Annotated in this window: 15 protein-coding genes; 7 read left to right on the top strand and 8 right to left on the bottom strand. The window is 41.6% G+C overall.

Annotation, left to right across the window (positions count from 1 at the left end; translation table 11 throughout):
* The first annotated feature begins 228 nt into the window (after window positions 1-228).
* Window positions 229-1,032, top strand: a complete 804-nt coding sequence (locus V7L07_RS17955; protein WP_335060038.1) for an Npun_F0296 family exosortase-dependent surface protein — start codon at window positions 229-231, stop codon at window positions 1,030-1,032.
* A gap of 476 nt (window positions 1,033-1,508) precedes the next feature.
* Window positions 1,509-2,924 (top strand): folate/biopterin family MFS transporter, encoded by a 1,416-nt coding sequence (locus tag V7L07_RS17960; protein WP_335060040.1) that lies wholly within the window; start codon window positions 1,509-1,511, stop codon window positions 2,922-2,924.
* A 102-nt stretch (window positions 2,925-3,026) separates the two neighbouring features.
* Here the strand turns inward: V7L07_RS17960 and V7L07_RS17965 are convergent, their stop codons facing one another.
* The 5 genes from V7L07_RS17965 to V7L07_RS17985 form a co-directional block, all read right to left on the bottom strand.
* Window positions 3,027-4,184: a universal stress protein gene (locus tag V7L07_RS17965; protein WP_335060042.1), complete on the bottom strand. Its 1,158-nt coding sequence runs from the start codon at window positions 4,182-4,184 to the stop codon at window positions 3,027-3,029.
* A 70-nt stretch (window positions 4,185-4,254) separates the two neighbouring features.
* Window positions 4,255-4,857 (bottom strand): K(+)-transporting ATPase subunit C, encoded by a 603-nt coding sequence (kdpC, locus tag V7L07_RS17970; protein WP_335060044.1) that lies wholly within the window; start codon window positions 4,855-4,857, stop codon window positions 4,255-4,257.
* A gap of 675 nt (window positions 4,858-5,532) precedes the next feature.
* On the bottom strand, window positions 5,533-7,638 hold the full coding sequence (gene kdpB / locus V7L07_RS17975; RefSeq protein WP_335060046.1) for a potassium-transporting ATPase subunit KdpB: 2,106 nt from the start codon (window positions 7,636-7,638) through the stop codon (window positions 5,533-5,535).
* A 224-nt stretch (window positions 7,639-7,862) separates the two neighbouring features.
* Complete coding sequence (kdpA, locus tag V7L07_RS17980; RefSeq protein ID WP_335060048.1) at window positions 7,863-9,548, bottom strand: potassium-transporting ATPase subunit KdpA; 1,686 nt, start codon at window positions 9,546-9,548, stop codon at window positions 7,863-7,865.
* Between the two features lie 639 nt (window positions 9,549-10,187).
* The gene (locus V7L07_RS17985; RefSeq protein WP_335060050.1) at window positions 10,188-15,656 is read right to left on the bottom strand and encodes a Calx-beta domain-containing protein; all 5,469 of its coding nucleotides are present in this window, start codon (window positions 15,654-15,656) and stop codon (window positions 10,188-10,190) included.
* 531 nt (window positions 15,657-16,187) lie between these two features.
* Here V7L07_RS17985 and V7L07_RS17990 point away from each other — a divergent pair.
* Window positions 16,188-16,730 (top strand): Uma2 family endonuclease, encoded by a 543-nt coding sequence (locus tag V7L07_RS17990; protein WP_335060052.1) that lies wholly within the window; start codon window positions 16,188-16,190, stop codon window positions 16,728-16,730.
* A 111-nt stretch (window positions 16,731-16,841) separates the two neighbouring features.
* Here V7L07_RS17990 and V7L07_RS17995 read toward each other — a convergent pair whose 3' ends face one another.
* Window positions 16,842-17,279, bottom strand: a complete 438-nt coding sequence (locus tag V7L07_RS17995; protein ID WP_335060054.1) for a hypothetical protein — start codon at window positions 17,277-17,279, stop codon at window positions 16,842-16,844.
* A 245-nt stretch (window positions 17,280-17,524) separates the two neighbouring features.
* Here V7L07_RS17995 and V7L07_RS18000 point away from each other — a divergent pair, with 245 nt between their 5' ends.
* A complete protein-coding gene (locus V7L07_RS18000; RefSeq protein ID WP_335060126.1) occupies window positions 17,525-18,268 on the top strand; it encodes a DUF561 domain-containing protein in 744 nt (247 codons plus the stop codon).
* Window positions 18,269-18,347: 79 nt separating this feature from the next.
* Here the strand turns inward: V7L07_RS18000 and V7L07_RS18005 are convergent, their stop codons facing one another.
* Window positions 18,348-19,496, bottom strand: a complete 1,149-nt coding sequence (locus tag V7L07_RS18005) for a DegT/DnrJ/EryC1/StrS family aminotransferase (protein ID WP_335060056.1) — start codon at window positions 19,494-19,496, stop codon at window positions 18,348-18,350.
* Window positions 19,497-20,200: 704 nt separating this feature from the next.
* On the opposite strand from V7L07_RS18005, the gene V7L07_RS18010 reads away from it, so the two are divergent.
* A complete protein-coding gene (locus tag V7L07_RS18010; RefSeq protein WP_335060058.1) occupies window positions 20,201-20,977 on the top strand; it encodes an ABC transporter permease in 777 nt (258 codons plus the stop codon).
* Between the two features lie 595 nt (window positions 20,978-21,572).
* The gene (locus tag V7L07_RS18015; RefSeq protein ID WP_335060060.1) at window positions 21,573-22,178 is read left to right on the top strand and encodes a hypothetical protein; all 606 of its coding nucleotides are present in this window, start codon (window positions 21,573-21,575) and stop codon (window positions 22,176-22,178) included.
* Window positions 22,179-22,313: 135 nt separating this feature from the next.
* On the opposite strand, the gene V7L07_RS18020 is transcribed toward V7L07_RS18015, so the two are convergent.
* Complete coding sequence (locus tag V7L07_RS18020; RefSeq protein WP_335060062.1) at window positions 22,314-24,089, bottom strand: hypothetical protein; 1,776 nt, start codon at window positions 24,087-24,089, stop codon at window positions 22,314-22,316.
* A gap of 53 nt (window positions 24,090-24,142) precedes the next feature.
* On the opposite strand from V7L07_RS18020, the gene V7L07_RS18025 reads away from it, so the two are divergent.
* On the top strand, window positions 24,143-24,307 hold the full coding sequence (locus V7L07_RS18025) for a hypothetical protein (RefSeq protein ID WP_335060064.1): 165 nt from the start codon (window positions 24,143-24,145) through the stop codon (window positions 24,305-24,307).
* The last annotated feature ends 173 nt before the right edge of the window (window positions 24,308-24,480 follow it).

Here is a 24,480-nt window from a genome sequence, read left to right on the forward strand (position 1 = left end):
CTTGTTTACAATTTAGCACTGACAACTTTGCATCTTCTACATAAAGCTATAGATATAACAGAAAATAATATCAGTAATTATCCTCTAAATAAAGTCCAATAGCCTGAATTTTCATCTGGATATAGTCAAATCAAAAAAGTAGTAATCCCTCTGATGTTGGAATCTATAAGCACATCGCACAATGAGGCTATGAACACAAGAGATTAAAAAACAAAAAGGAATTGTCAAATGAAAAAGCTTCTAATTAAGTCTGCGATCGCTTCTGGTGTAGTTTTGTCTTTAGCTACTATTACCCGTCCTGCAACGGCTGCGTCTTTTGCGATATCAATAGAAGGTGCAGGCGTACAAAATGCAAATTTATCAAATCTTGTTAATGCCCACATAGACACTTTTGATTCACAAACACAAGGTTATAGTGGAACAGGATTTGAATGGAAAGATGGAACAACAAAGATTGGTAGCTATAGCAATACTCTGATCGAAAATGCAGATCAATATGGTGGTGCTGGTGGAACAGGCAAGTATTTTGATGTAGACACGAGTAGATCGGGTAATGGTCAGAAGGTTTCCACGCTCAATTTGACAACCCCACAAAGTTACTTTGGACTTTGGTGGTCTGCGGGAGATGCTAACAACGTAATTACATTTCTTTCACAAGGTCAGGTTGTACAATCTCTAACCACCGCTGATGTGGTTAGCTATATCTCAAAGCTAACAAACAAAAGCAGCTACTACAGTAATCCTAATTCGGCATTCCAAAATCAAAATTCTGGAGAACCCTATGCGTTCATCAACTTCTACGATGTTGGCGGAACTTTTGATCAGGTTCAATTCACCAATGTTGGCGGAACTGGTTTTGAATCAGATAATCACACAGTCGCCACTAGTTACAAGAGTATCACTGGCAGTGTAGTTACTCAAGCCGTTCCTGAGTCTTCTTCTGTATTAGGAGTTTTTGCGATTGGTTTTGTGGGTGCTGCTTCAGTTATGACTCGTCGAGTCAAGAAAAAGTCAGTTTTGCAATTGTCTTAAGTCTAGCGGCTTGCAAACAACGCAATTTCTAGCTCACATTAAGTATCTTCTGCACTTCTGATGATAGTTAAGGGAATGTCACTCTCAAGCGATGCCTGCGGCGGGCTACGCCTACGCCACTTTAATAGTATTGCTTGAAAGCAGTACTATTAAAGATACCAACTCTAGCTCAGTAAGATTTGCCTGATTTTCTCTATGCCTCACTCCCAGGCTCCACTTCACGTAGCGTGCCGTAGGCAAGATTTCAGAAGTTCCAGCGAAAAGTCAACATTAAATACAAGTTAGGGCGAGCTTACTTAGGTAAACTCGCCCTAATTGTTTGGCGATTTATTTGATGAGCAGCCAACTCACTTAGATTGCCTTCTGCTTGGAGATATTGGCTAAAAGCTTAACTTGGCATAGAAGTGATCCTAAAACCCAGGACTTAAGAATCGATATGATAGAAAAGTAGATAAAATTTAAAAAATATTTATCGAATGGTGCTTCAATCATCTGGCTTGTCCAAGGTCAAAGACTCACTAAGACAAAAAATCTTCTTGGGTAATGAACCCAATGCAGAGTTAATTGCAATTCTCACCGTTTACTTTGTCCAAGGAATTTTAGGGCTATCGCGTCTAGCCGTGAGCTTTTTCCTCAAAGATGAACTGCTGCTAAGTCCAGTCCAGGTGTCGGCACTATTGGGAATTGTCTTCCTACCTTGGATGATCAAGCCGGTGTTTGGTTTTATCTCTGATGGGTTGCCTATATTTGGCTATCGTCGGCGTCCTTACTTGATTTTATCTGGGATATTGGGAACTGCTTCTTGGGTGAGTCTGGCCACAATAGTTCATACTAGCTGGGCAGCTACCTTAGCGATCGCTCTTAGTTCTCTTTCTGTAGCCCTTAGTGATGTCATAGTTGACTCGCTGGTTGTGGAACGTGCCAGAGGCGAATCACAAGCAACAGCCGGTTCACTACAATCTCTGTGCTGGGGTGCTTCTGCGATCGGAGGTTTAATTACAGCATACTTTAGTGGTTTGTTACTTCAATACTTTACTACCCGTACCGTCTTTGGGATTACCGCTTTCTTTCCTCTCATCGTTTCAGGGGTAGCTTGGTTAATTGCTGAGTCACCCATTCGGAAAGATTCTCAAGATAGTAATCAGACAAACCCCCTACCCATCAAACATCAACTGGAGCAGCTACGCCAAGCCATTACCCAAAAAACAATTTGGCTACCAACGGCATTCGTCTTCATCTGGCAAGCTACCCCAAATGCTGACTCGGCCTTTTTCTACTTCTCTACCAACGAACTACATTTTGAACCAGAATTTTTGGGGCGGGTACACTTGGTAACAAGTTTCGCTTCTTTAGCAGGCGTTTGGATTTTTCAACGTTTCCTCAAAAGTATCCCTTTTCGGGTGATTTTTGCTTGGAGTACTGTTCTTTCGTCAATTTTGGGGATGACGATGCTCTTGTTAGTGACTCACACAAACAGACTGTTGGGTATAGATGACCACTGGTTTAGTTTGGGTGATAGTCTTATTCTCACTGTAATGGGGAAAATTACCTTTATGCAAGTGATGGTGCTAGCAGCAAGGCTTTGTCCCCCTGGAGTGGAAGCGACATTATTTGCCTTGTTAATGTCGGTGTTTAATTCAGCAGCAACGGTTTCCCATGCATTTGGGGCATTAATCACCTATTGGCTGGGGATCACCGCCACGAACTTTGAATCACTTTGGCTATTAGTACTAATTACTAACCTCAGCACGCTGTTACCCCTACCATTTATCAATTGGCTACCTGCTGCTGAGGAGCAAACTGAGATACCAAAAGATGGGGAAAAAGTTTTTTTGCCAGATTTGATGTCTGAGTTGGTATTGAAAGAACCAGAGTCGGAAATAGTGGAATAGGGTAATACAGCAGTTTTCAAGTAGATAAGGTACAAAGTGCAGGACTCATGCATCAGAAATAAAGAGTTTCTACTTACTGCCTCCCGTCTCCTGCCTCCTGCCCTATTTGGGTGAAACCATTTTTTCGCTAGCAATGATATGCAAATCGATGTTTTTGAGTAAGCGTACCAATCTTTGCGTCAAAGATCCTTTGAGAAACATAAGCCAGCGCGATCGCTGACTTTCTCCAATCACAATCTGGGTGATCCGATGTTTCTCGGCGACTTCTGCGATCGCATTGGCTACGTTACTGTTGGTAACACGAAGAAAAGTACCTTCAAATTCTTTACAGAGTTTCTCACAGGTGTGGATGTGTAAGCTTTCCTCTTTGGTGAGAAAGCGCTCTGGATTGGCAACAAATAAAGTATAAAGTGGGGCGTTCATATAGTTAGCCAGCCTTGCACCCCGGCGTAACAGTTGCACTGAGTTGGGATAAGTGGATACGCACACCAAAACCCGCTCGTGAATATTACAAGATTGCCCGTTAGGAATAGTGGCGATCGCGTTTCCTTCCACGTTGTCTGCGACTTCGCGCAAAGCCAACTCCCGCAAAGCAATCAGGTTACGGCGTTGAAAAAAATTATCGAGGGATTGTTGAATTTTTTCTGGTGCATAAATCTTGCCTTCTAATAACCGTTCTTGCAATGTTTCCGGCGTAACATCTATTACTAGTATCTCACTTGATTCATCCAAAATCCTGTCAGGAACACGTTCACGGACTACCACACCTGTAATTCTGGCTACTAGATCGTTGAGACTTTCCAAATGTTGTACATTCATTGTGGAGTGAACATCAATACCTGCTGCCAAAACTACTTCTACATCTTCGTAGCGTTTTCCGCGTGGGGAACCAGGGACGTTGGTATGGGCAAGTTCATCGATTAAGACTAATTGGGGCGATCGCTTTAAAATAGCATCTGTATCCATATCCGTTAGTGTCAACTCACCTTGCGGATATTCCTTGCGGGGTAAAATCTCCAGTCCCTCTGCCTTCTCAATTGTCTCCTTGCGTCCGTGGGTTTCTAAAAGCCCAACAACGACATCAATTCCTTCATGTTTGAGTGCGTGTCCCTCTTCCAGCATCCGATAGGTTTTGCCTACTCCAGGAGCCATACCAATAAATATCTTGTGCTTACCCCGTCGTCGTGCCGGATAAAGCGAGTAACTTGCAGAATTTAAAGGTACAGTGCCAGCTGAACCAGTATTATTATTATCTGACATTTCATTCTTGGTTTCTATCGCAATCCTATTTCATTGAAAAACGGCGCTTTACCCAATGCCCAATGCCCACTTACTGATTTTGCTGACGATTAATATCTTGCAAGTCAAGAGCATAATTCAATCGGAGAACATTGACTCCTGGTTCGCCAAAAATCCATAAAAATCTGCCATCAGTATACTTGTTAATTAAACGTAGGATCTCATCTTCTTTTACTTTCCGCGCACCAGCAACTCGTGCTAATTGCTGCCGTGCTGCTTTGAAGGAAATATGCGGATCTAAACCAGACCCAGATGTATAAATTATATCAGCAATTGGTTGAAGATTTTCGTCTCGCAATTGATTTGCGTCTTCTAGAATCCGCTTCATTAGTTCTGGATTGCTAGCAGCGAGATTGCTAGCTCCAGATATGCCAGTTGGCTTGGCTTTTTTTCCTTGGCTATATCTAACAGTACTGGGACGAGGATGGAAATATCGCTCAGATGTGAACGCCTGCCCTATCAAAGCTGAACCAATTGGTTCATTATTTAGATTCAGCATAATGCTGCCATTAGCTTGATAGTGCAAAAAAAATTGACCCACTACAAGGATGATCAGCGGATAGATAATTGCAGTCAACAACCAAAGCATTAGAGTTATAAAAATTGCTCTGATGGTTTCTCGAATAATAGTCATAATAAGTTTTCCAATTGCTCCTAGAATTTTATTTTTAATTTTTATTTTTTATTCTTTTGCCCACTCACAAAGAAGTTAAAGAATGCTGTTAGCAACAGCATAAAACACTGGGGTAACTACCACATTCAAACACAGCAGGATAAAAATAGCGAGTGGTAGGTGTTGTTTCGGCTATTGCAACCAAACAAAGGATATTGCCGAAGCGGTGCTGAATTAAAACGATGTTTATTCATATTCTTCTTTTTCCTTTTCTCAACAGGTAAAAGTAAAAATGTTTATTATTTTACTTTGGTCAAGATGCGTTTGTTTCCCTAAGAGGATGTTTGAAAAGTATTAGGCAATAGAATGAGACTATTGGTCAATTCACGGTGGGTTTGACCCCTCACCCCGAAAACATTGGTTTGGCGTTGCTTTCCCGCCCTGAAATAAATTTCGGGCTAATAGCTCAAGTCCGTTGAAACGGACCCAAATCAGACTAATGAGGAATGATGGGTTAGACTCCCTATTAATTCGCCAACAGAGTCATAGAATTCGCTACTACACAAAACTTAGTCCACGGAGGTGGACTAAGTAAGATACAATCAAGGGTTTTTAACCCACGGAGGTGGGTTTGGTTTGTATAGCCGCGACTTGCAGTCGCCCGGTGAGTAATAAATTAGACTTTTCAAACATCCTCTAAGCCAAACCTATAACTGTAATCAGTATATCGATCAACTTAATCGCAATAAACGGCGCAATCACCCCACCTAAGCCGTAAATTAAGATATTGCGTTGGAGTAGCTGATTAGCTTTCAACGGTCTAAATCGCACACCCTTCAATGCCAAGGGAATCAAAGCGGGAATAATCAAAGCATTATAAATCAGCGCTGATAGTACAGCAGATTTCGGGCTAGTCAAATTCATAATATTTAGGCTTTGCAGGTTAGCAGCGACAAATATCACTGGAATAATTGCAAAGTATTTGGCTATATCATTAGCGATGGAAAATGTCATCAATGCCCCGCGAGTAATCAACAATTGTTTACCAATGCTAATGATGTCGATCAGCTTTGTGGGATCAGAGTCCAAATCGACCATGTTGGCGGCTTCTTTGGCAGCTTGTGTCCCCGTATTCATGGCAACGCCGACGTTAGCTTGGGCTAATGCTGGAGCATCGTTAGTACCATCTCCAGTCATGGCAACCAGTTTGCCTGCGGCTTGTTCCTTTTTAATGACGTTAATTTTATCTTTTGGTGTGGCTTCGGCAATGAAGTCATCCACGCCTGCTTCTTTGGCAATGACCGAAGCTGTAATTCGGTTGTCTCCAGTTAGCATGATGGTACGCACTCCCATCCGTCGTAGTTGCTCAAAGCGATCGCGGATACCAGGTTTAACTATATCTTTGAGATAAATAATCCCGTAAATTTCGTTATCTAGGCTGACTGCTAGGGGTGTGCCTCCCAGGCGAGAAACTCGTTCGTAGACAGCATTTAATTCTGGTGTATCACGTCCGTTGCGGGAACGCACAAATCCTTTGATGGCTTCTACTGCTCCCTTTCTGGCCTCATACCCACCGGGTAAGTTAGTGCCACTCATCCGTGTTTTGGCGGAAAAACTAACTCCTTCTGCCTGGTTGGGGTCAAAATCAAACCGTGCTACCAACTTTTCTGCTAGTCGCACAATGGATTTACCTTCTGGTGTATCGTCAAAGACACTAGCCGCCCAGGCAACATTAGCAATTTCTGACATTGAATGACCGTTGATGGGAATAAACTCTTCCGCCAAACGGTTGCCAAGGGTAATTGTACCTGTCTTATCAAGAACTAAAGTGTTGACATCACCACAGGCTTCGACTGCTCGTCCTGAAGTTGCAATGACGTTAAATCGGGCAACTCGATCCATACCAGCAATGCCAATGGTACTTAGTAAGCCGCCAATGGTTGTAGGAATTAATGCTACTAATAGGGCAATTAAAATTGGTATGCTGACTGGACTGTTGACATAGTAAGCAAGTGCAGGCAGAGTTACCACGACTAACAAAAATACTAAGCTGAGAACTGCCAGCAATACTGTCAGAGCAATTTCATTGGGTGTTTTACTACGTTCTGCCCCTTCTACTAAGGCAATCATCCGGTCAATAAAGCCTTTGCCTGGATCGGATGTGATGCGAATAATTAGCTCATCTGAGATAATCCGCGTCCCACCAGTGATGGAACTGGCAACATCGGAACCTGATTCTTTTAATACTGGTGCGGATTCTCCTGTAATTGCCGATTCATCTACTGAGGCGACACCCATAATTACCTCGCCATCAGCGGGGATGATATCACCAGCAACGACGTAGATGGTATCACCCTGTTTGAGGCTAGTGGATGAAACTTCGCTAAGAGTGCCATCCGGAGCAAGTTTTTTGGCGATCGTCTCTGATTTCGTTAAGCGCAAGGCATCAGCTTGGGCTTTACCCCGTCCTTCCGCCACTGCTTCGGCAAAATTGGCAAACCAAACTGTAAAGAATAAAATCCCCGATAACAAGCCGTTGAAAAGTTGCGGGTTCTTTTGAAGGGCTGGGCCAAATAGGTTGGGATCAATCGTTAGCAGTAGGATGATGATTGTCCCTACCCAAACCACAAATATCACTGGATTTTTGATTGCATACTTAGGGTTGAGCTTGACAAAAGCATCTCTAATTGCCCTTAAGTACAGCCATTTCTTACTTGCCCTGGCCTTTTTACGTCCTTGGCGGCGATCGCCAGAACGAGAATTTGGGCGTCTAGCTTTGAAGTTAGTTGCCACTTGATTCATAAATAAAGTTATAAGTGAGAAGTACAGACGCGATTAATCGCGTCTGTACAGGAGGAGTAGAGGATTAATCGCGTCTGTACAGGAGTTAGGAGTTATTAGGAACTTCTAATAAAATATCCAACCTGTCGGGTGGCGTTAGTAAGACACTCTACGAAACCGGATAATTTATTTATGTTTTAGTATTCTCTTAATTCCAAACTCATCACTCATAACTCATAAATTTTCTAACTGCCAGATGCTAGCTTTAAACCCTCAGCTATGGGGCCTAAAGCTAGAACGGGAAAGAAAGTCAATACTCCCAAAACCAGTGTCACTCCAGCTGTGATACCAGTAAATACCAGGGAATCTGTTCTTAATGTACCAGGGGTTTCGGGAACTGGTTTTTTGCGAGATATGCCGTCAGCCAACAGCAGGATGGCGATTATCGGAATGTAGCGTCCTCCTATTAAGCTAACTAAAGTACTCAAGTTCCACCACAGGGTATTATCCCTCAACCCCTCTAAGCCGGAGCCATTGTTTGCTGCTGCTGAGGCGTATTCATAAACTACTTGAGAAATACCGTGATAGCCAGAGTTGCTAATTCCAGATAGGGAGATGGGATAAGCTAGAGCGATCGCACTGGGAATCAAAACTAGGATTGGATGAATCAACAGCACGACGCTGGCAAGGACAATTTCTCGCTTTTCAATTTTGCGTCCTAAAAACTCTGGGGTGCGGCCTGCCATAAGTCCAGTGAGAAACACTGTAAGAATTAAGTAAATAAATAAGTAAGCTGTTCCAGTTCCTTGACCACCCCAGAGAACTTGGATAAATAAGTTGAAGAGAGTCGAAAATATTCCTTGCGGCATCAAAGAATCGTGCATCCCATTTACAGCACCAGACATAGTAGCAGTAGTCATCACTGCCCAAAATGCCGTTTGTGCCCAGCCAAATCGAACTTCTTTACCCTCTAAATTAGGCTGTTCTAATCCAAAAGCGTTATTAACCAGGGGATTACCTTGTAGTTCTCCTACGGCTGTCACTCCCACCAGAATTACAAAAATCACAAACACCATCCAAAAAAGTAGCCAAGCTTGTTTGATGTTGTTGGCAAATATACCGTAGGTGTAAATCAAGGCTGCTGGGATAGAAATCATCGCGATCATTTCTATCAAATTAGAAGCCCCATTGGGATTTTCAAAGGGATGTGCTGAGTTTACGCCAAAAAAGCCGCCGCCGTTCTCGCCCAAAAGTTTGATCATTTCAAAGGATGCTACTGGGCCTCTGGCAAGATATTGCGTCCCGCCTTCTAAGGTTCTCACATCTAGAGTGTTCGCTAATGTTTGTGGAACACCTGTTACAAGCAAAGCGATCGCGCCAATAATCGAAATCGGCAGCAATATTCGCGTAATTCCACGAACTAGATCGACGTAAAAGTTACCCAGCCGTCTACCCGTCAACCCGCGAATAAAGGCAATTCCTACAGATAAACCGGTAGCTGCGGAGGTGAACATTAAAAAACCTAAAGCTGCTACTTGGCTAAAATAGCTTAAGGTTGTTTCACCAACATAGTGTTGCTGGTCGGTATTGGTCACAAATGAAATAGTTGTGTGCAGTAATACATCCCAAGTGGGCGCACCAAAGCCGTTGGGATTCCAGGGTAAGAGTCTCTGAAAATATATCAGTAAATATACTGCAATGCCCATAATGATGTTGCTGCACAATACAGCCCGGATATACTGCCAACCCGTCATATCATCTTTTCTCCGAACACCCGCTAGTACAAACATACTTCGCTCTATGGGGTTCATTAAAAAATCCAGCAGTGTTCTTTCTCCCAAGAAGACACGTGCTATGTATCTCCCAAATAGTGGAGTGATTGTTATGACAATACACAGCGTTAAGCCTATTTGCAAAAAACCTTGTCCCATATATTTTGTGCTAAATTAAATTTGAGTACTAACAAGCCAATTCTTAGAAATAACAGATTAACTGTGGGAATATTTGATTTCGAGAGATTTACTATTTTCCAGATAATTGTTAAAGTCTTTGTTAAGAATATTTAATTTTTACTCTTACTTCATCTATATCACTAGTTAGGATTACTTGTTTATACAATACATTTTCCCAGTTTGCTACTTTCAAAGATATCAACAGCACCAATCAAAGAAACAATTTTTGTTTACTTTTGGATGAGATGTACGTGTGCTTGTTGTCTTGCTGCTAGAACGGGCAAACGATCATACTAAAGTTCAAGAATTCAGAAGTCAGAATGGGCTACGCCCCGCGGCGCTAACATGAGTGGGGACGGAGACGTTTCCGTTAGCTCCGGTCAGAATTAAAACACTCTCTACGAAACCCTACGCGTAGAGAGCGTCTGAGTATAGATTGAAACCCTACTTCTTCCCTCTACGCGAATGTCCCCTAGTGGGTGAAAATAAATTCAAAAATTTTCGCCTTAAAAATCCATTTCTTAAGAGTGGGACGCACTTCGAGAAGCCTCAGCGACCACTACGCGAATATGGGTAGAGTATTCAGAATTCTGAATTCTGTTTTATATAGTATTAAAATTAAAAAGCTTGGTGGTCATCATTGATGATAGTACCGACTGCTTGGTTATTAGCAAAGGTAGCATTTGCCGCGCCATAGATATTGACAAAAAATGTTTCATTGGCTTCAACTTTATTATCACCTCTAAGGCCAATACTAATAATTTTACTGGTATCACCAGGGTTGAAAACAATTGTCCCCAACCCAAAATTGTAATCTGAGTCAGATTCTTGGGCAGTACCATCACTCGTGCTATAACTTACGGCTATCGGTTGATAGAATTCACTAGAGAGAGTGACGACAAAATTAGCATTAGTGGTCATCCCTGTTGTGCCTTCTTTGAGTGATACATCTGCAATGCTGATGGTGGGGGGGGCATCATCATTTATGATAGTAGCCACTCCCAAGCTATCAGTAATTGTGGCATTTGTAGCACCGAAGAGATTGACAGAAAATGTCTCGTTGGTTTCAGCTTTATTATCACCGATGACACCAATACCAAGAGTTTTACTGGTTTCCCCAGGAGCAAAAATAATCGTCCCAGAAGCAGAATTGTAATCAGAGTCAGAAACTTTAGCAGTGCCATCACTCGTGTTGTAATTTACAGTAACTTGCTGCAAACTCGCTGCGGAGAGAGTGACGATAAAGTTAGCATTAGTGGTTGTGCCTGTGTTACCTTCAGCAAATGAGACATCCGAGATACTGACAGTTGTTAGGTTATCATCATCAATGATAGTACCAACTCCTAAATTATCTGCGATCGCAGCATTTGTCGCACCCGAAAGATTGACAGCAAATGTCTCGTTGCTTTCAGTTTGATTATCGCCGATGACGCCAATACTAAGAGTTTTGCTAGTTTCACCAGGAGCGAAAATAATTGTTCCTAAAGCAGAGTTGTAATCAGAGTCAGCAACTTGAGCAGTACCATCACTCGTGTTGTAATTTACAGTAACTTGCTGATAGCTGGGATTAGAGAGACTAATAGTAAAGTTAGCGTTAGTTGTTGTACCTGTATTGCCTTCAGCAACAGAGACATCCGAGATGCTAATAGTTGGTTGGTTGTCATCATTGATGATGGTACCAACTCCTAAGCTATCAGTAATTGTGGCATTAGTTGCACTCAAAAGATTTACAGCAAATGTCTCGTCAGTTTCAAATTTGTTATCACCGATGACACCAATACTAAGAGTTTTGCTAGTTTCTCCAGGAGCAAAAATAATCGTCCCCGGAGTAGAATTGTAATCTGAGTCAACAGTATTAGCAGTGCCGTCACTTGTGTTGTAATTTACAGTAACCTGCTGAGAACTGGGATTGGAAAGAGTAATAGTAAAGTTAGCGTTAGTTGTTCCTGTATTGCCTTCGGTAATTGAAACATCCGAAATGCTGATAGCTGGTTGGTTGTCATCGTTGATGATAGTACCAACTCCTAAATTATCTGCGATCGCGGCATTTATCGCACCTAAAAGATTGATAGCAAATGTCTCGTCAGTTTCAGTTTGATTATCACCGATGACACCAATGCTAATAACTTTGCTGGTTTCGCCAGGATTGAAAGTAATCGTCCCGGAAGCAGAGTTGTAATCAGAGTCAGCAATTTGGGCAGTGCCATCACTTGTGTTGTAATTTACAGTAACTTGCTGAGAACTGGGATTGGAGAGACTAATAGTAAAATTAGCGTTAGTTGTTGTGCTTGTATTGCCTTCAATAACTGAGACATCCGAGATGCTGATAGTTGGTTGGTTGTCATCATCAATGATGGTAGCAACTCCTAAATTATCAATAATTGTGGCATTAGTCGCACCCAAAAGATTGACAGCAAATGTCTCGTTGGTTTCAGCTTTGTTATCACCAATGACACCAATGCTAAGAGTTTTAGTAGTTTCGCCAGGATTGAAAGTAATCGTCCCGGAAGCAGAGTTGTAATCAGAGTCAGCAACTTGAGCAGTACCATCACTTGTGTTGTAATTTACAGTAACTTGCTGATAGCTGGGATTAGAGAGACTAATAGTAAAGTTAGCATTAGTTGTTGTACCTGTATTACCTTCAGTAATTGAGACATCCGAGATACTGATAGTTGGTTGGTTGTCATCATTGATGATGGTAGCAACTCCTAAATTATCAGTAATTGTGGCATTTGTTGCAGCCAAAAGATTGACAGAAAATGTCTCGTCGGTTTCAAATTTGTTATCGCCTACAACACCAATGCTAAGGGTTTTACTGGTTTCGCCAGGATTGAAAGTAATCGTCCCCAGAGTAGAATTGTAATCTGAGTCAGCAGCATTAGCAGTGCCGTCACTTGTGTTGTAATTTACAGTAATCTGTTGAGAACTGGGATTAGAAAGAGTGATAGTGAAGTTAGCGTTAGTTGTTGCACCTGGGTTTCCTTCAGTAACCGAGACATCCGAGATGCTGATAGTTGGTTTGTTATCATCGTTGATGATGGTTGCTGTAGCTGAATTGTTAGTAATTGTGGAACTTTCCGGCGCAGTTGTGAGGTTGGGGTTACTCAGGGTAACAGTAATGTCTTCATTAAGTTCAAAGGTGTTGTCACCCAAAACATCGGCTGTAATTGTCTTTGTGGTTTCCCCAACGGCAAAGCTTAAAGTCCCAGATGCAGCACTTCCTCCACCCGAAACTTGAATATTGTTATAGTCACTGCCAAAAGTTGCCGTACCGTTAAAAGCATAATCTACGGTGCTAGCTACACCAATACCACCACTGCGAGTAACCGTGAAGCTAACAGCTTGAGTACCGCTATTACCTTCGGTTAATGTTGAGGTGGTGGTAGAAATTGCATATTGAATAGAATCATTAGCAGCAATATTTAGAGTAGTTTCAGTTATTGTCCCTAAATCCGCTCCTGTTAGCGTACCGAAGTTGAGTACAACTGTTTCTGTATTCTCAGGTAAATCATCTGGATTAATAGTAAAAGTAATTAGTTGTGTTAAATTTGCGCCTGTTGCTCCAGCAGCAAAAGAGATAGTAGTAGGGGAAAAAGTGTAATCATTGCCATTAGTAGCCGTACTACTGTTTTTGACAACAATAGGAACTGTGACAGCTGTTTCAGGAGAGGCATTTAAGGTAACAGGAATAGTTACTGTAATGGCGGTACTATCTTCTGTTGTATTGTATGTAGCAGCACCAAAGTTGACTTTTGGAAGCACATATTCAAATGCTCCAATGTCAAGTCTGCCGCTTTCAACGCGGTTAAAATTCGTACCGCGTTGGTCGGTTGTTAAGCCACCATTGTAAGTGGGATCGCCTGCATTTCTGGCAGGACTGTTAAAGTCTAGAGCGTGAGTTTGTGTAGAACCACCGTAATCTCCTAGCGGTTTGAGTCCGGGGTTAGGGTTAATAATATCTGTACCTGTGCCTAGAGTCCCAGATAGTTTACCAACAATTTTGCCAATCAGGTTGTAACCATTACTATTGAAGTTGCTACCATAGACATCAGATCCTTGATTACCTGGGTCAATATTGCCAGCAATGATACTATTGCTAATGCTAACCGTGCCGCCAGCTCTATAAATACCGCCACCATCACCTTGACCGTTGTTATCGCTATCAGCGGTGTTTCCAAAAATAGTGCTATTACTGACTGTGGCATTGTTGGTGTCGATGCCGCCACCATAATTTTTAGCTGTATTGCTAGAAACAGTGCTGTTGCTTATGGTGAGAATACTACTGCTGAAGATGCCGCCGCCGTTATTGTTCGCAGTGTTGCTAGAAAAAGTACTATTGCTAATAGTAGCATTGCTGCTGTAGATACCGCCGCCGTTATTGTTCGCGGTGTTGCTAGAAAAAGTACTATTGCTAATAGTAGTATTGCTGCTGTAGATACCGCCGCCGTTACTGTTCGCAGTGTTGCTAGAAATGATGCTATTACTAAGTGTGACACTACTACTGCTGTAAATGCCACCGCCATTAGTGCTGGCAGTGTTTCCAGAAAGAATACTATTACTGACTGTGACACTACTACTGCTGTAAATGCCGCCACCATTTGCTGCATTTCCGCCAGTTATGTTCAACCCATCAATTGAGAGGGAGGCACTGGTATTAAAAACACGGAAGGTATTGTTACCACTGATGGTAAGTTTATTAGCCCCAGTTCCTTGAATGATCACTCCTTCAGTAATATTCAATTCCCCAGAAGTGAGGGTAATGGTGTCGGGGGTGGCATCACCGAATACTCCAGTCGTATCAAAGATAATTGTCTCAATCCCTGGATCATTATTGGCATTGATAATAGCTTGCCTTAAGGAGCCAGCACCGCTATCATTGGTGTTAGTAACTATATAGGTGGTGCCATCTACTTTAACAGATACATCGTCAATGGCTAAACCATGATCGTTGCCTCCATCATCTATATCTTCCCAACGCAATATAATCTCTTCACCGTTAGCTATTGGGGTAGCTAGATTAAGTATTACAGGCGTTATGACAGTTCGATTAGCAATTTGATTACCAATCAAGGAGCCTGCGGTTGCAGTTGCAATTGGCCCGGTGAAATCTAGCGATGTAACAGGCGTCCATGTTCCTGTTGTTAAACTTGCAACAGTCGACCCAGTTTGATAACTAAATTTCAGCTGTTGCGGCGATGTATTGCCACCATTACGCCATTGCTCACCTGTATAATTTACTTGCAAGCTAGTAATTGGTGAACCTGTGTTGTTTTGTAGGCGCAACCCATAATAAATAGTTCCTGTAGTACCGGAAGCTACAGAACCAAGTGCCCGATCTGTGGTCGTACCAAAACTGTACATTGCACCTGTATTATTAGTGCCAGAACCAGCGTTATAAGTAGTTCTTGTAGAATACCAGCCTGGAATAGTTGAATCATCAGTCCAAGCAATAGATGTTCCTGAGGCAGCTAATGTGTTGAAGTTTTGAGTGTATGTGCCAGTAAAACTCGCTGGCAAAATCGATTGGTAAGCCTGTATTACTTCGGGTTTAAATGCCAGAGAAGCCTCAATGTTTCCTGTCTTCACTTCTAAATCCCAGTTGCCACCTAAAGCTGCACTTCCGGTTTTGTCTGTGGAAGCGGCAACATCTGCCCCAGTAATTCGGCTAATTTGCTGCACAAATTTTGTGCCTTCACCACTGGCTACATCACAGCCATATAGCAAAATATCAGCATTCTCAGTTAAAACACTTGCCCATTTTTGTAACTGATTTGCATAGCTATCCAGGTTACTGAGGTTGAGGTTGCCTGACCCTAGTTGCAAACTCCCCGCACTTCCGTGGGAAACAATGTGAATTGATTGAACTGAATTTGATTTATGTTTTTCCAGAAACTCGGTGATTTGTGTTAAACCATCTCTATTGGGATCAAGAATAACGACTTCACTGCCGAGGATAATACCAGCTACTAAGCTTTGGTAATCTATAACTTTTGGATCTATGAAAACAATATTTGTGCTTGCTTCTAGTATTTTTTTAGTAGAGTTTTTTCTGGTATTATGCTGATTATTATCTAGCTGTTTGGTCATAATCCTTAAATAGAAATTTAGATCGAATAAGATATTTGTTAGCTTTAGCTTGGTAGTGTTTTTCGTGTATAACAAAACGGAAAGTGAATGGCTCTACATTCGCTTCCATTACCAAATTAAGTCGGCGATTTAACCTTTTAGCTAATGGGTTAAAGCCGCAATATTTTTAATTTTTATATAACCAAGCACACCTTCAATAAACTTAGCTATTTTTTAGCCATAGCTTTTATTTATAGCAATTTATACTAAGTCTAGTGACAAGGCAACTGCATTTACACTTAAATCGTGATGGATTAGTTTATTAACAACTGTGGTACTACTAATCCTTTTTGGATATCTAAAACTGCGGCTTAGGTGCGATCGCATATTTCTAGTTTCCGCAAGATAGTATGGACATACTAGTGGCAATCTAGAGTCTTGGGAGTGACAGGTTTGGTGATGAATGGGGAATTCATGGGGCGATCGCTCCTGGGAAGGTCTGTTGTCTCCATAATTGATATAGATACAAGGCGTGTAATAATCAGAGGTTTTATGTCCTTAACGCTTGAAGACTTGGAACAAATGCAGCAACAGCATCCCGACTTTCGGATGGAACTAGTGAAGGGTAATATTATTGTTATGGGTCCATCAGGATACGAATCAGATGAAGTCGCAGCCGCCATGATTGCCCAGTTACATAACTGGGTTAGACCGCGCAAACTGGGACGAACAGCAGCTTCTAGTGCCGGTTTCAGGTTGCCTAATTCAGACTTGCGCGCACCAGATGCCTCATTTGTTTTAGCCGAACGTTTGCGTCGCAGTCCGAAGTCTTTTGCTCAATTGGCTCCTGATTTGACTGTCGAGGTGAAGTCCCCTAGTGATAATTTGGAGGATTTGAGAGCCAAAATTCAAGAATTTCTGAGTTTAGGAACTCAGGTAGGAATTTTGCTCAATCCAGATGAGCGAATTGTTGAAGTTTACAACCTTGGACAAGAGGCAATAATACTTCGTGATGGCGACATTTTAACAGTTCCCGAACTGCTCCCAGGATGGGAAGTACCAATTGCAGATTTTTGGCCTCTAGAGTTTGACTAGGATAGCGTATTTATGTCGTTTACAATGTCTATAACGTAGAAATAAAGACAGTTTTACGCTATTTACATTTTCTAAAACGTTTTTCACTCATCATACTCCTTTATCATCTTCTCAACTGCTTTGATACCAGGTTCCATTTCTCCAATCTAGATGATTGCCCGGTTGATACAATGTTCGTGCCGGAAATCCAAAAACATCCTGACAAGCATCATTCAGAATTTCAAGAAAGGCGTATATCAAGCCTAGTTCCCAGCTTTTACCTTTTAACTGAAATACCCAATTTAATAATTCATCACTATTGCAACATCTCTCCAAATAAACTTGATAGGAAACTAGCTTAGTTCCTCTGAACTGGATAGTTAGATCATTTGTTTGAAAGAAAACCTTCAAGCTGTTAATAGTAACTCCATTTTGAAGACGTTCTTTGTGATTGGCTTCTCCTTGGGCAAGGAAATCCCTACCAGATACAACTCCAAGCTTCTTTCTAATATCATCAACATCGTTTTGTTCTGGCGTCTTAGTTATATGGGGGTCAGTGAATATAAGCAAAAGTGATGGGGCAATGAGATGATTATATTTTTTTATTACAAAGGACGGTTACTCAACACCCTACACGGTGGGGATGGTAAATGACGGCGTTCAGTAAAAATTTTTACAAGATAGCGATCGCTAATCCGAGAAAAAGCATAAAACTATCAAAATTTGGCAACTGTCATAGTGATTTAGTTCCTCATCAGCTGAGTGACGGTAGAATATACCTAATTTATAATCTTCATAGCTATCGAAAGCCTAACATGACGATGCATCCTACACTCCAACGTGCATTTACTAACCGCCGTGTTTTAAAAGTGATCAGCGGTTTGAATAACTTCGACGCCGCTAGCGTTGCTGCTACTGTCAAAGCTGCTGAATTCGGCGGTGCTACTTTTGTTGATATTGCTGCCGATCCAGCTTTAGTCCAGCTAGCTAAAAGTTTGACAAAATTACCAATTTGTGTGTCAGCAGTAGATCCGGAAAAATTTGTGCAAGCTGTGGCAGCTGGTGCTGATTTAATTGAAATTGGGAATTTTGATTCCTTCTATGCTCAAGGTCGCCGCTTTGAGGCTCCAGAAGTGCTAGCGCTGACTAAGCAAACCCGCGCTCTCCTCCCAGAAATTACCCTATCTGTCACCGTTCCCCATATCCTGGAACTAGATCAGCAAGTACAGTTAGCAGAAGAACTGGTGAAAGCTGGAGCAGATATTATCCAAACCGAAGGCGGTACTAGCAGTAACCCAGTTCACCCCGGAACTCTAGGATTAATTGAAAAAGCTGCTCCCACCTTGGCAGCAGCTTTTGAGATTTCCCGCGTAGTCTCAGTGCCAGTATTGTGTGCTTCAGGCATTTCTAGCGTTACCGCACCGTTAGCGATCGCGGCTGGTGCTGCTGGTGTTGGTGTTGGTTCTGCCATCAACCAACTCAATAGCGAAGTGGCAATGATTGCTGCCGTGCGCGGCTTAGTAGAAGCCTTAGCAACTACAAATGTCGTAAGAAGTTAAGAGTGATGAGTTAGGAGTGATGAATTATGAGTTGAAGAAACTTATTCATTCAAAACTCCTAACTTCTAACTTCTAACTTCTAACTCATAACTTCTTTCAAGGCATAAATCACCTGGTCTTGCTGCTGTTGTGTCAATTCTGGGAACATCGGCAAGGATATGACTTCATGGCAAGCTTGCTCTGCTATTGGTAAGTCTCCAATTTGATAGCCCAAATTCTGATAAACTGGCTGCAAATGTAAAGGATGGGGGTAGTAAATCATTGAACTCACACCCTGTTCTTGCAATTGGCTACGCACCCAATCTCGATATTTGGCGCTAGAACCATTTCGCCCTTCGCCTGATATGCGAATAGTGTATTGATTCCATACTCCAATACCCCCAGGTAATTCTTGGGGCGGGACGATCCCCGGAATTTGACAGAGATATTGGTAATAATAGTTGGCGATATCTCGTCGGCGCTCATTCCAAATATCTAAATAACGTAGCTTAATCTGCAAAATAGCTGCTTGGAGAGCATCTAAGCGGCTATTTACACCAATTTCTTCATGTAAATATCTAATTTTACTGCCATGATCTCGTAAGATTCGCAGTTTAGTGGCGATCGCTGGATCATTAGTCGTGATTGCGCCGCCATCGCCGCAACCACCAAGATTTTTGGTAGGGTAGAAACTAAAACAACCAATATGTCCAATACTTCCGACTTTTTGATCAGCCCAAATTGCCCCTGTAGACTGGGCGCAATCTTCAATTATTGCCAAATTGTGAGACTGAGCGATCGCCATCAATGATGTCATATCCACAGGCTGCCCAAATAGGTGAACCGGGATAATTGCTTTAGTTTTGGGTGTAATTGCTGCCGCTACTTGCTCTACATCTAAATTAAACGTAGTTGCGTCAATATCGACGAAAACAGGCTTTGCCCCCACGGCGCTAATCACTTCAGATGTAGCAATAAAGGTGAAAGGCGTTGTAATCACTTCATCGCCTGCACCAATTTCCAAGACTCGTAACGCTAAAAAAAGCGCATCAGTACCAGAATTACAAGCCACACATTCACTAACAGTATTATAAGCGGCAAACTGTTGTTCAAAACCTTCAACTAAGGGGCCGCCAATATAGCGACCAGAAGCCAAAACCTCTAAGACAGCTGCACTTACTTCTGCTTCAATGGTGGTGTATTGCTGCTTGATATCAAAGGCAGGGATGGGATTTACACTTTGGATCATGAGTTCTTATTTTATCGGGAGATACAAAGGATGCACTTCGACAGTCAATTTTTGCTGATTGAATTGTTAATCAAAGAGGAGCTACTAAAAGACTATCGCCCAAGATACGCATCTATTAGGGATTTTACTTAAGTTGTGGTGCAGTAAGCTACCGCACATTTAATTTACAACACTCAGTGCTGAGTGCTGAGTAAGAAGAGTACTGAGTACTTTCGCACTATGGTAAAAGCCCCGCCCCTTGTGGGCGGAATCAACAATTCGTTTGGAGGTTGATACCCCGCCTTTTGTGGGCGGTCTAACACTCATCACGGGCTAAACGCCCCGCTATCGCTAACAGAACTCAGCACTCTTCATAGATATAGGCATACTAGGTGTTTGCCATGTTAAGGTCGTACCATTTGGAATTTTGAATTGATGAAAGTGATACATATCAACGGATTTCGGCGAGAAGTCTCACACGAGAGGTACTCGTTGCTGGGGGAGGAACGCCGCTTCGGGAGTGGGAACTGGGGACTAGGTACTGGGAAAACATTCAAAAATTTGGGAGGAGTTAAAGCAAATTCCATAATTTTTAGCTTGAAAACCAAATCCCCAGCTCCTAATCCCCAGTATCCAGTCCTTTTTACTCAAGATCCAACAGATCGGATCAAAGTTCCTCTTGTGTGGGCTGCTTTGAGAAGAAAATACCAGGAGATAGAGAACCTATGCAGGATCTAATCAAACTGGATTTCGTGGATTTAGCTATGGCTGTGGGATTGATGGCGATCGCCATTGGTTTATCTGCCTGGGAAAAATTAGGATTAGAGTTGAACCTAGCCCTTGCTACTGGGAGAACCATCTTACAACTTCTTGTATTGGGATACATTTTAGATTTCATCTTGGCTTTAGACAATGCTTGGGCAGTTTTGACCCTATTAGCAATAATGCTGACAATTACGGCGATTGTCGCACGAAATCGCATCAGCCAAAAAATTCCTCATCTGTTGCCTTTGGTGTGGGGTGCAATTTTAATTAGTACCGCCCTGACAGTGTTTTACACCAACTTCCTGATTATTCAACCAGAAAGATGGTATGAACCACAGTATATAATTCCCTTAGTAGGGATAGTCTTAGGTAATGCTACTAATGCAGCTGCGATCGCAGGCGATCGCCTTGTCAGCACCATTAATTCCAGCCATCTCGAAATAGAAACCCATTTGAGCTTAGGCGCAACTCCAGAGCAAGCAGTTAGCCAGTACCGCAAAGACTCCATCAGAGCCGGATTAATTCCCACTCTCAATCAAATGATCATCATTGGGATGGTCGCAATCCCAGGAATTACCACCGGACAGCTATTAGCTGGTGTGAAACCTCTGGATGCTGTATCTTACGAAATTTTAATTATGTTCATGGTGGCTTTTGCGAACTTGTTGACAACAGTTTTAGTCACAAAGGGGTTGTGTCGTCAATTTTTTAATTCTGCCGCCCAGTTGGTGAGGTGAAGCGGTTAATCTACATCCTTGAGTATTTCATCATCTTGCCCTGGTAGATCAAGGGCAATCAACAGTGCTTGATTCAATTGAGCGATCGCTATAAAAAATATTCAATTAATTCTTGTGAGGTAGGCGAGACGCCATTAGTGTCAACTTCAGGTTAAAACCCATTTGTGAACGATGGGTTTTGTTAGGAACGAAGTATAAAGGTGAACTTTTTTCTGACTTTTATACGCTAGCTCGGAGTAATGCTAATAAACAAAGCATTAATAGTCCCTGAAAAAGTTCGTTTTTTGTCCCTTTCAAACCGAATTTATCAGCATAAATACTTATTGACATAAGAAGTTTGAGCTTAACTTGACACCTATGGCGAGACGCCCACCATATAGACTAGGCGTGCAAGATGCCCACCCCACAATATTGGATAATTTATTTATCGTAAAATCAAGGGTTTAAAACCCCTACGTCTATACGTAGTATCAGTTGAGTTGGAGATTTAAACCCCAACTCCAACTGTCTTTAATTTTGAATTTTGTTAGCGAGTCTGCGAGTCGTCATTTTGAATTTTGAATTGTTAATAGAGTTCCCTAAAAGGTAAATTAAAATGGCATTTAGTAATTACAAAAATATTAGTACTGTCATTAAAAAATTTCAAATTAAATATGTACAGTCTAATTTTATGCTAGAAGTATCATTTCCTGTTGAACAATCTTTCAAAGATGAATTAGATTTGCTATTCACCGATGGAGTTATTGATAATTCTGAAGATGCTATTTGTGAAAATTTCATCTATCCAGTATTAAAAGAAGTATGGAAAACTTACCGAAGTAAGTTAACACTTTGGAGTCATGAAACATTAGCTTACGATGAAGATTTATCAGGCGTTCCAGATTATACAGTGACACAGCGAAACCCCCTGGGTACGATTGTTTTTGATAAACCTTATTTTTTGATAGTTGAAGCCAAACAAGACAAATTTGAAGAAGGCTGGGGTCAGTGTTTAGCTGAAATGATCGCAGTGCAGCGAATTAATGATGATTTTGCCACCGAAGTTTTTGGAATTGTTTCTAATGGAAAAATATGGCAATTTGGAAAGTTAAGTGCTGATGTGTTTACTCGGAATAAAAATCTGTATGTAATTCAAGATTTAGATAAATTATTTGCGGCCGTTAATTATATTTTTCAACAATGTGAATTAAAAATACAATAACAATAACATAGTGTATTTTTCCGATAAAAGTAGAGGATATTTGCAAAGTTGTCAAGTATACTAAAAACCTCTCTCCGCTTCGGATAGAGGCTTTGAAACTTATACAGAAACTTTCTAGATTAACTCCTAATTTTTCTAACCCCCTAATGTCCGTGTATAAATTACCTGACCTTGGGAATCATAAAGGAAAAGGGACAGGTTGGCATTGTCACCGATTACAGCTAAGGCTTCCCGTAAGCTTTGCAAATGGTTGGTAACATCAACAGCAGTATCCGAGTTCTTAGAATAAGGATTAGCCAAGTTATTTTGCCTTATTTGGTCATACTCAGGCGTTAACCGGACAATAATTCCTGCGTTGTCTATGCTAAAGGTGCAAATCCGAATTCCATTATTAATACAGGTTTTATCTAAGTCAGTGCGAGTTTGTTGGAAACTACTAACAACTTGTATTTTTTCTTGTGCTTGTTTAAGGGCTGTTGAGTAGGGTTCGATGAGAGACTGAGCTTGAGTATAGTACAAGCTATCTTGGGGAACTTTTTTAGTAGTTTGCAAAGCCTGATCCCAGTATGTCGCTGCTGCTTGCCATTGGTTTTGTTGCTCATAAGCTTTGGCTTGCTTGGCGGTGATCAGGGCTTGTTGGTAGGTTTGAACAGCTAATCGTTCTTTAGTAGCGCGATCGCGAACTACTACTAACTTCGGTTTATAATCTACCAACAGCTTTTGAGCTTCTTGGTATCCAACGCTATTCCAGGGAATGGTATTCAAGGCATTAACTACTACCAGCCAAGTAGACTGAACCTTTTGCCAGTCATTCAATGATTTAGCATTAGCTTCCCGCTTCTCGGCTGCAACGGCTACAGCTTTTGCAGCAGTTAGTTTTTTCAGCCATTTTTCCTCAATAAATATCTGTTGATTTACCGCGTGTAAATGGACACGAAAATTAAGTAATTTACCCTGCACCAATCCATAGAGTTCGCTACTGGAACTTATAGTTTCTAGTGGCGCTATAGCTTGGCGCCATAAGTGTTGTCTAGATTGTAATTCCTCTAGGCTAGATGCAGGAGTTTGAACTTTTTGTGTTGCCAAAGATGCCGTCTGCAAAGCCTTGACTACCTGGTTGATTTTTTCTGAGCGCCCAGACAAACTTGCTTTTAGTTCTTCTGACATCTGGTAACGGGGCGACCAACTAGGAATTGCATTCAAAGCGGCGCTGGCTGTCTCAAGTTCCTGTTGTATGGTAACTAATTCTTTTTCAGACTTAGCGCGGCGCATCAATTGTGAGGATTTTGTTTTTAATTGCTCGGCGTTTTGCATTTCTTTACACTCAGACATCACACAAGGAGGAGTCAAAAAGTAAGCACTACCGCCTAAGACTACAATTGCCAACAATGCTGCACCCAGTAGGATAGGTTTGACTTGAAATCCTGGCTTTGCAGCCGACAAATTCGGCACATCTGCAAAGGGGTCAAATAGCTCCTCTTCCTCAGCCTCATCGATTGATGGAGAATATGTCAGAGATGATGAGAGGGATGAAGATGAATAAGATATTGCTTCCTCATCTCCCCCATCTCCCTGCTCCCTGCTCTCATCTCCCTGCCTCCTGCCCCCCGTCTGCTTCAACTCCAAAAAACATTTGGCATAAGGGATTTGTTCACCAAAAATTCTGAGGAAACATTGCACCCGTTGTTCTTTGTGGGGTGCTAGAGACTGAAGTACTTCCTCAATAACTGTAAAAATTAGTTGAGTGTCAACTATTACATCTGATGCGTGTTGCGTTAAAATCATTAGCTCGTCTTTATTGACGGCGCACTTAACCTCGAAGACTTCAGCTGTTGAAACTTCTACAAGTAATTGTTCCTGCAAAGTTTTGGCTAAAAGCTGTAAATCTTCCTGCTGGACTGCTACTTTCATAGAGCTTTCCCGCTGAACTTCTATATTGTTTTGATTATTTTTAAGAGGATGAAATGAACTTTCTCGGTTTGTTGAATGCAAATGCACAATTTAACCAACCACAGCCTGAAAATCTGAACGACCAACTTTCTAACACAAATTCTGACTTTTCACCAAAAATTAAAAAAGCAGTTATTGTTCGCGGCGTTACATTTTCATATTCATCGATGAAAAATTAAATAATCTGTCGTCAGATATAAATTACAAATAAAAAATGGGAATAATAGAGTGTTTGGGTATTTTCACTGCATTATTTCGCCACAATTAAATTCATAGGAGCTAGTCTCCTAGAAGATTCTAGTTGCAGAGCAGTTGTTACCAAATTATCCAAAGGTTAAGAAAATGATGTTAT

It is taken from the genome of Nostoc sp. (genome assembly GCF_036916985.1).
In the GTDB taxonomy this organism is placed as follows: domain Bacteria; phylum Cyanobacteriota; class Cyanobacteriia; order Cyanobacteriales; family Nostocaceae; genus Nostoc.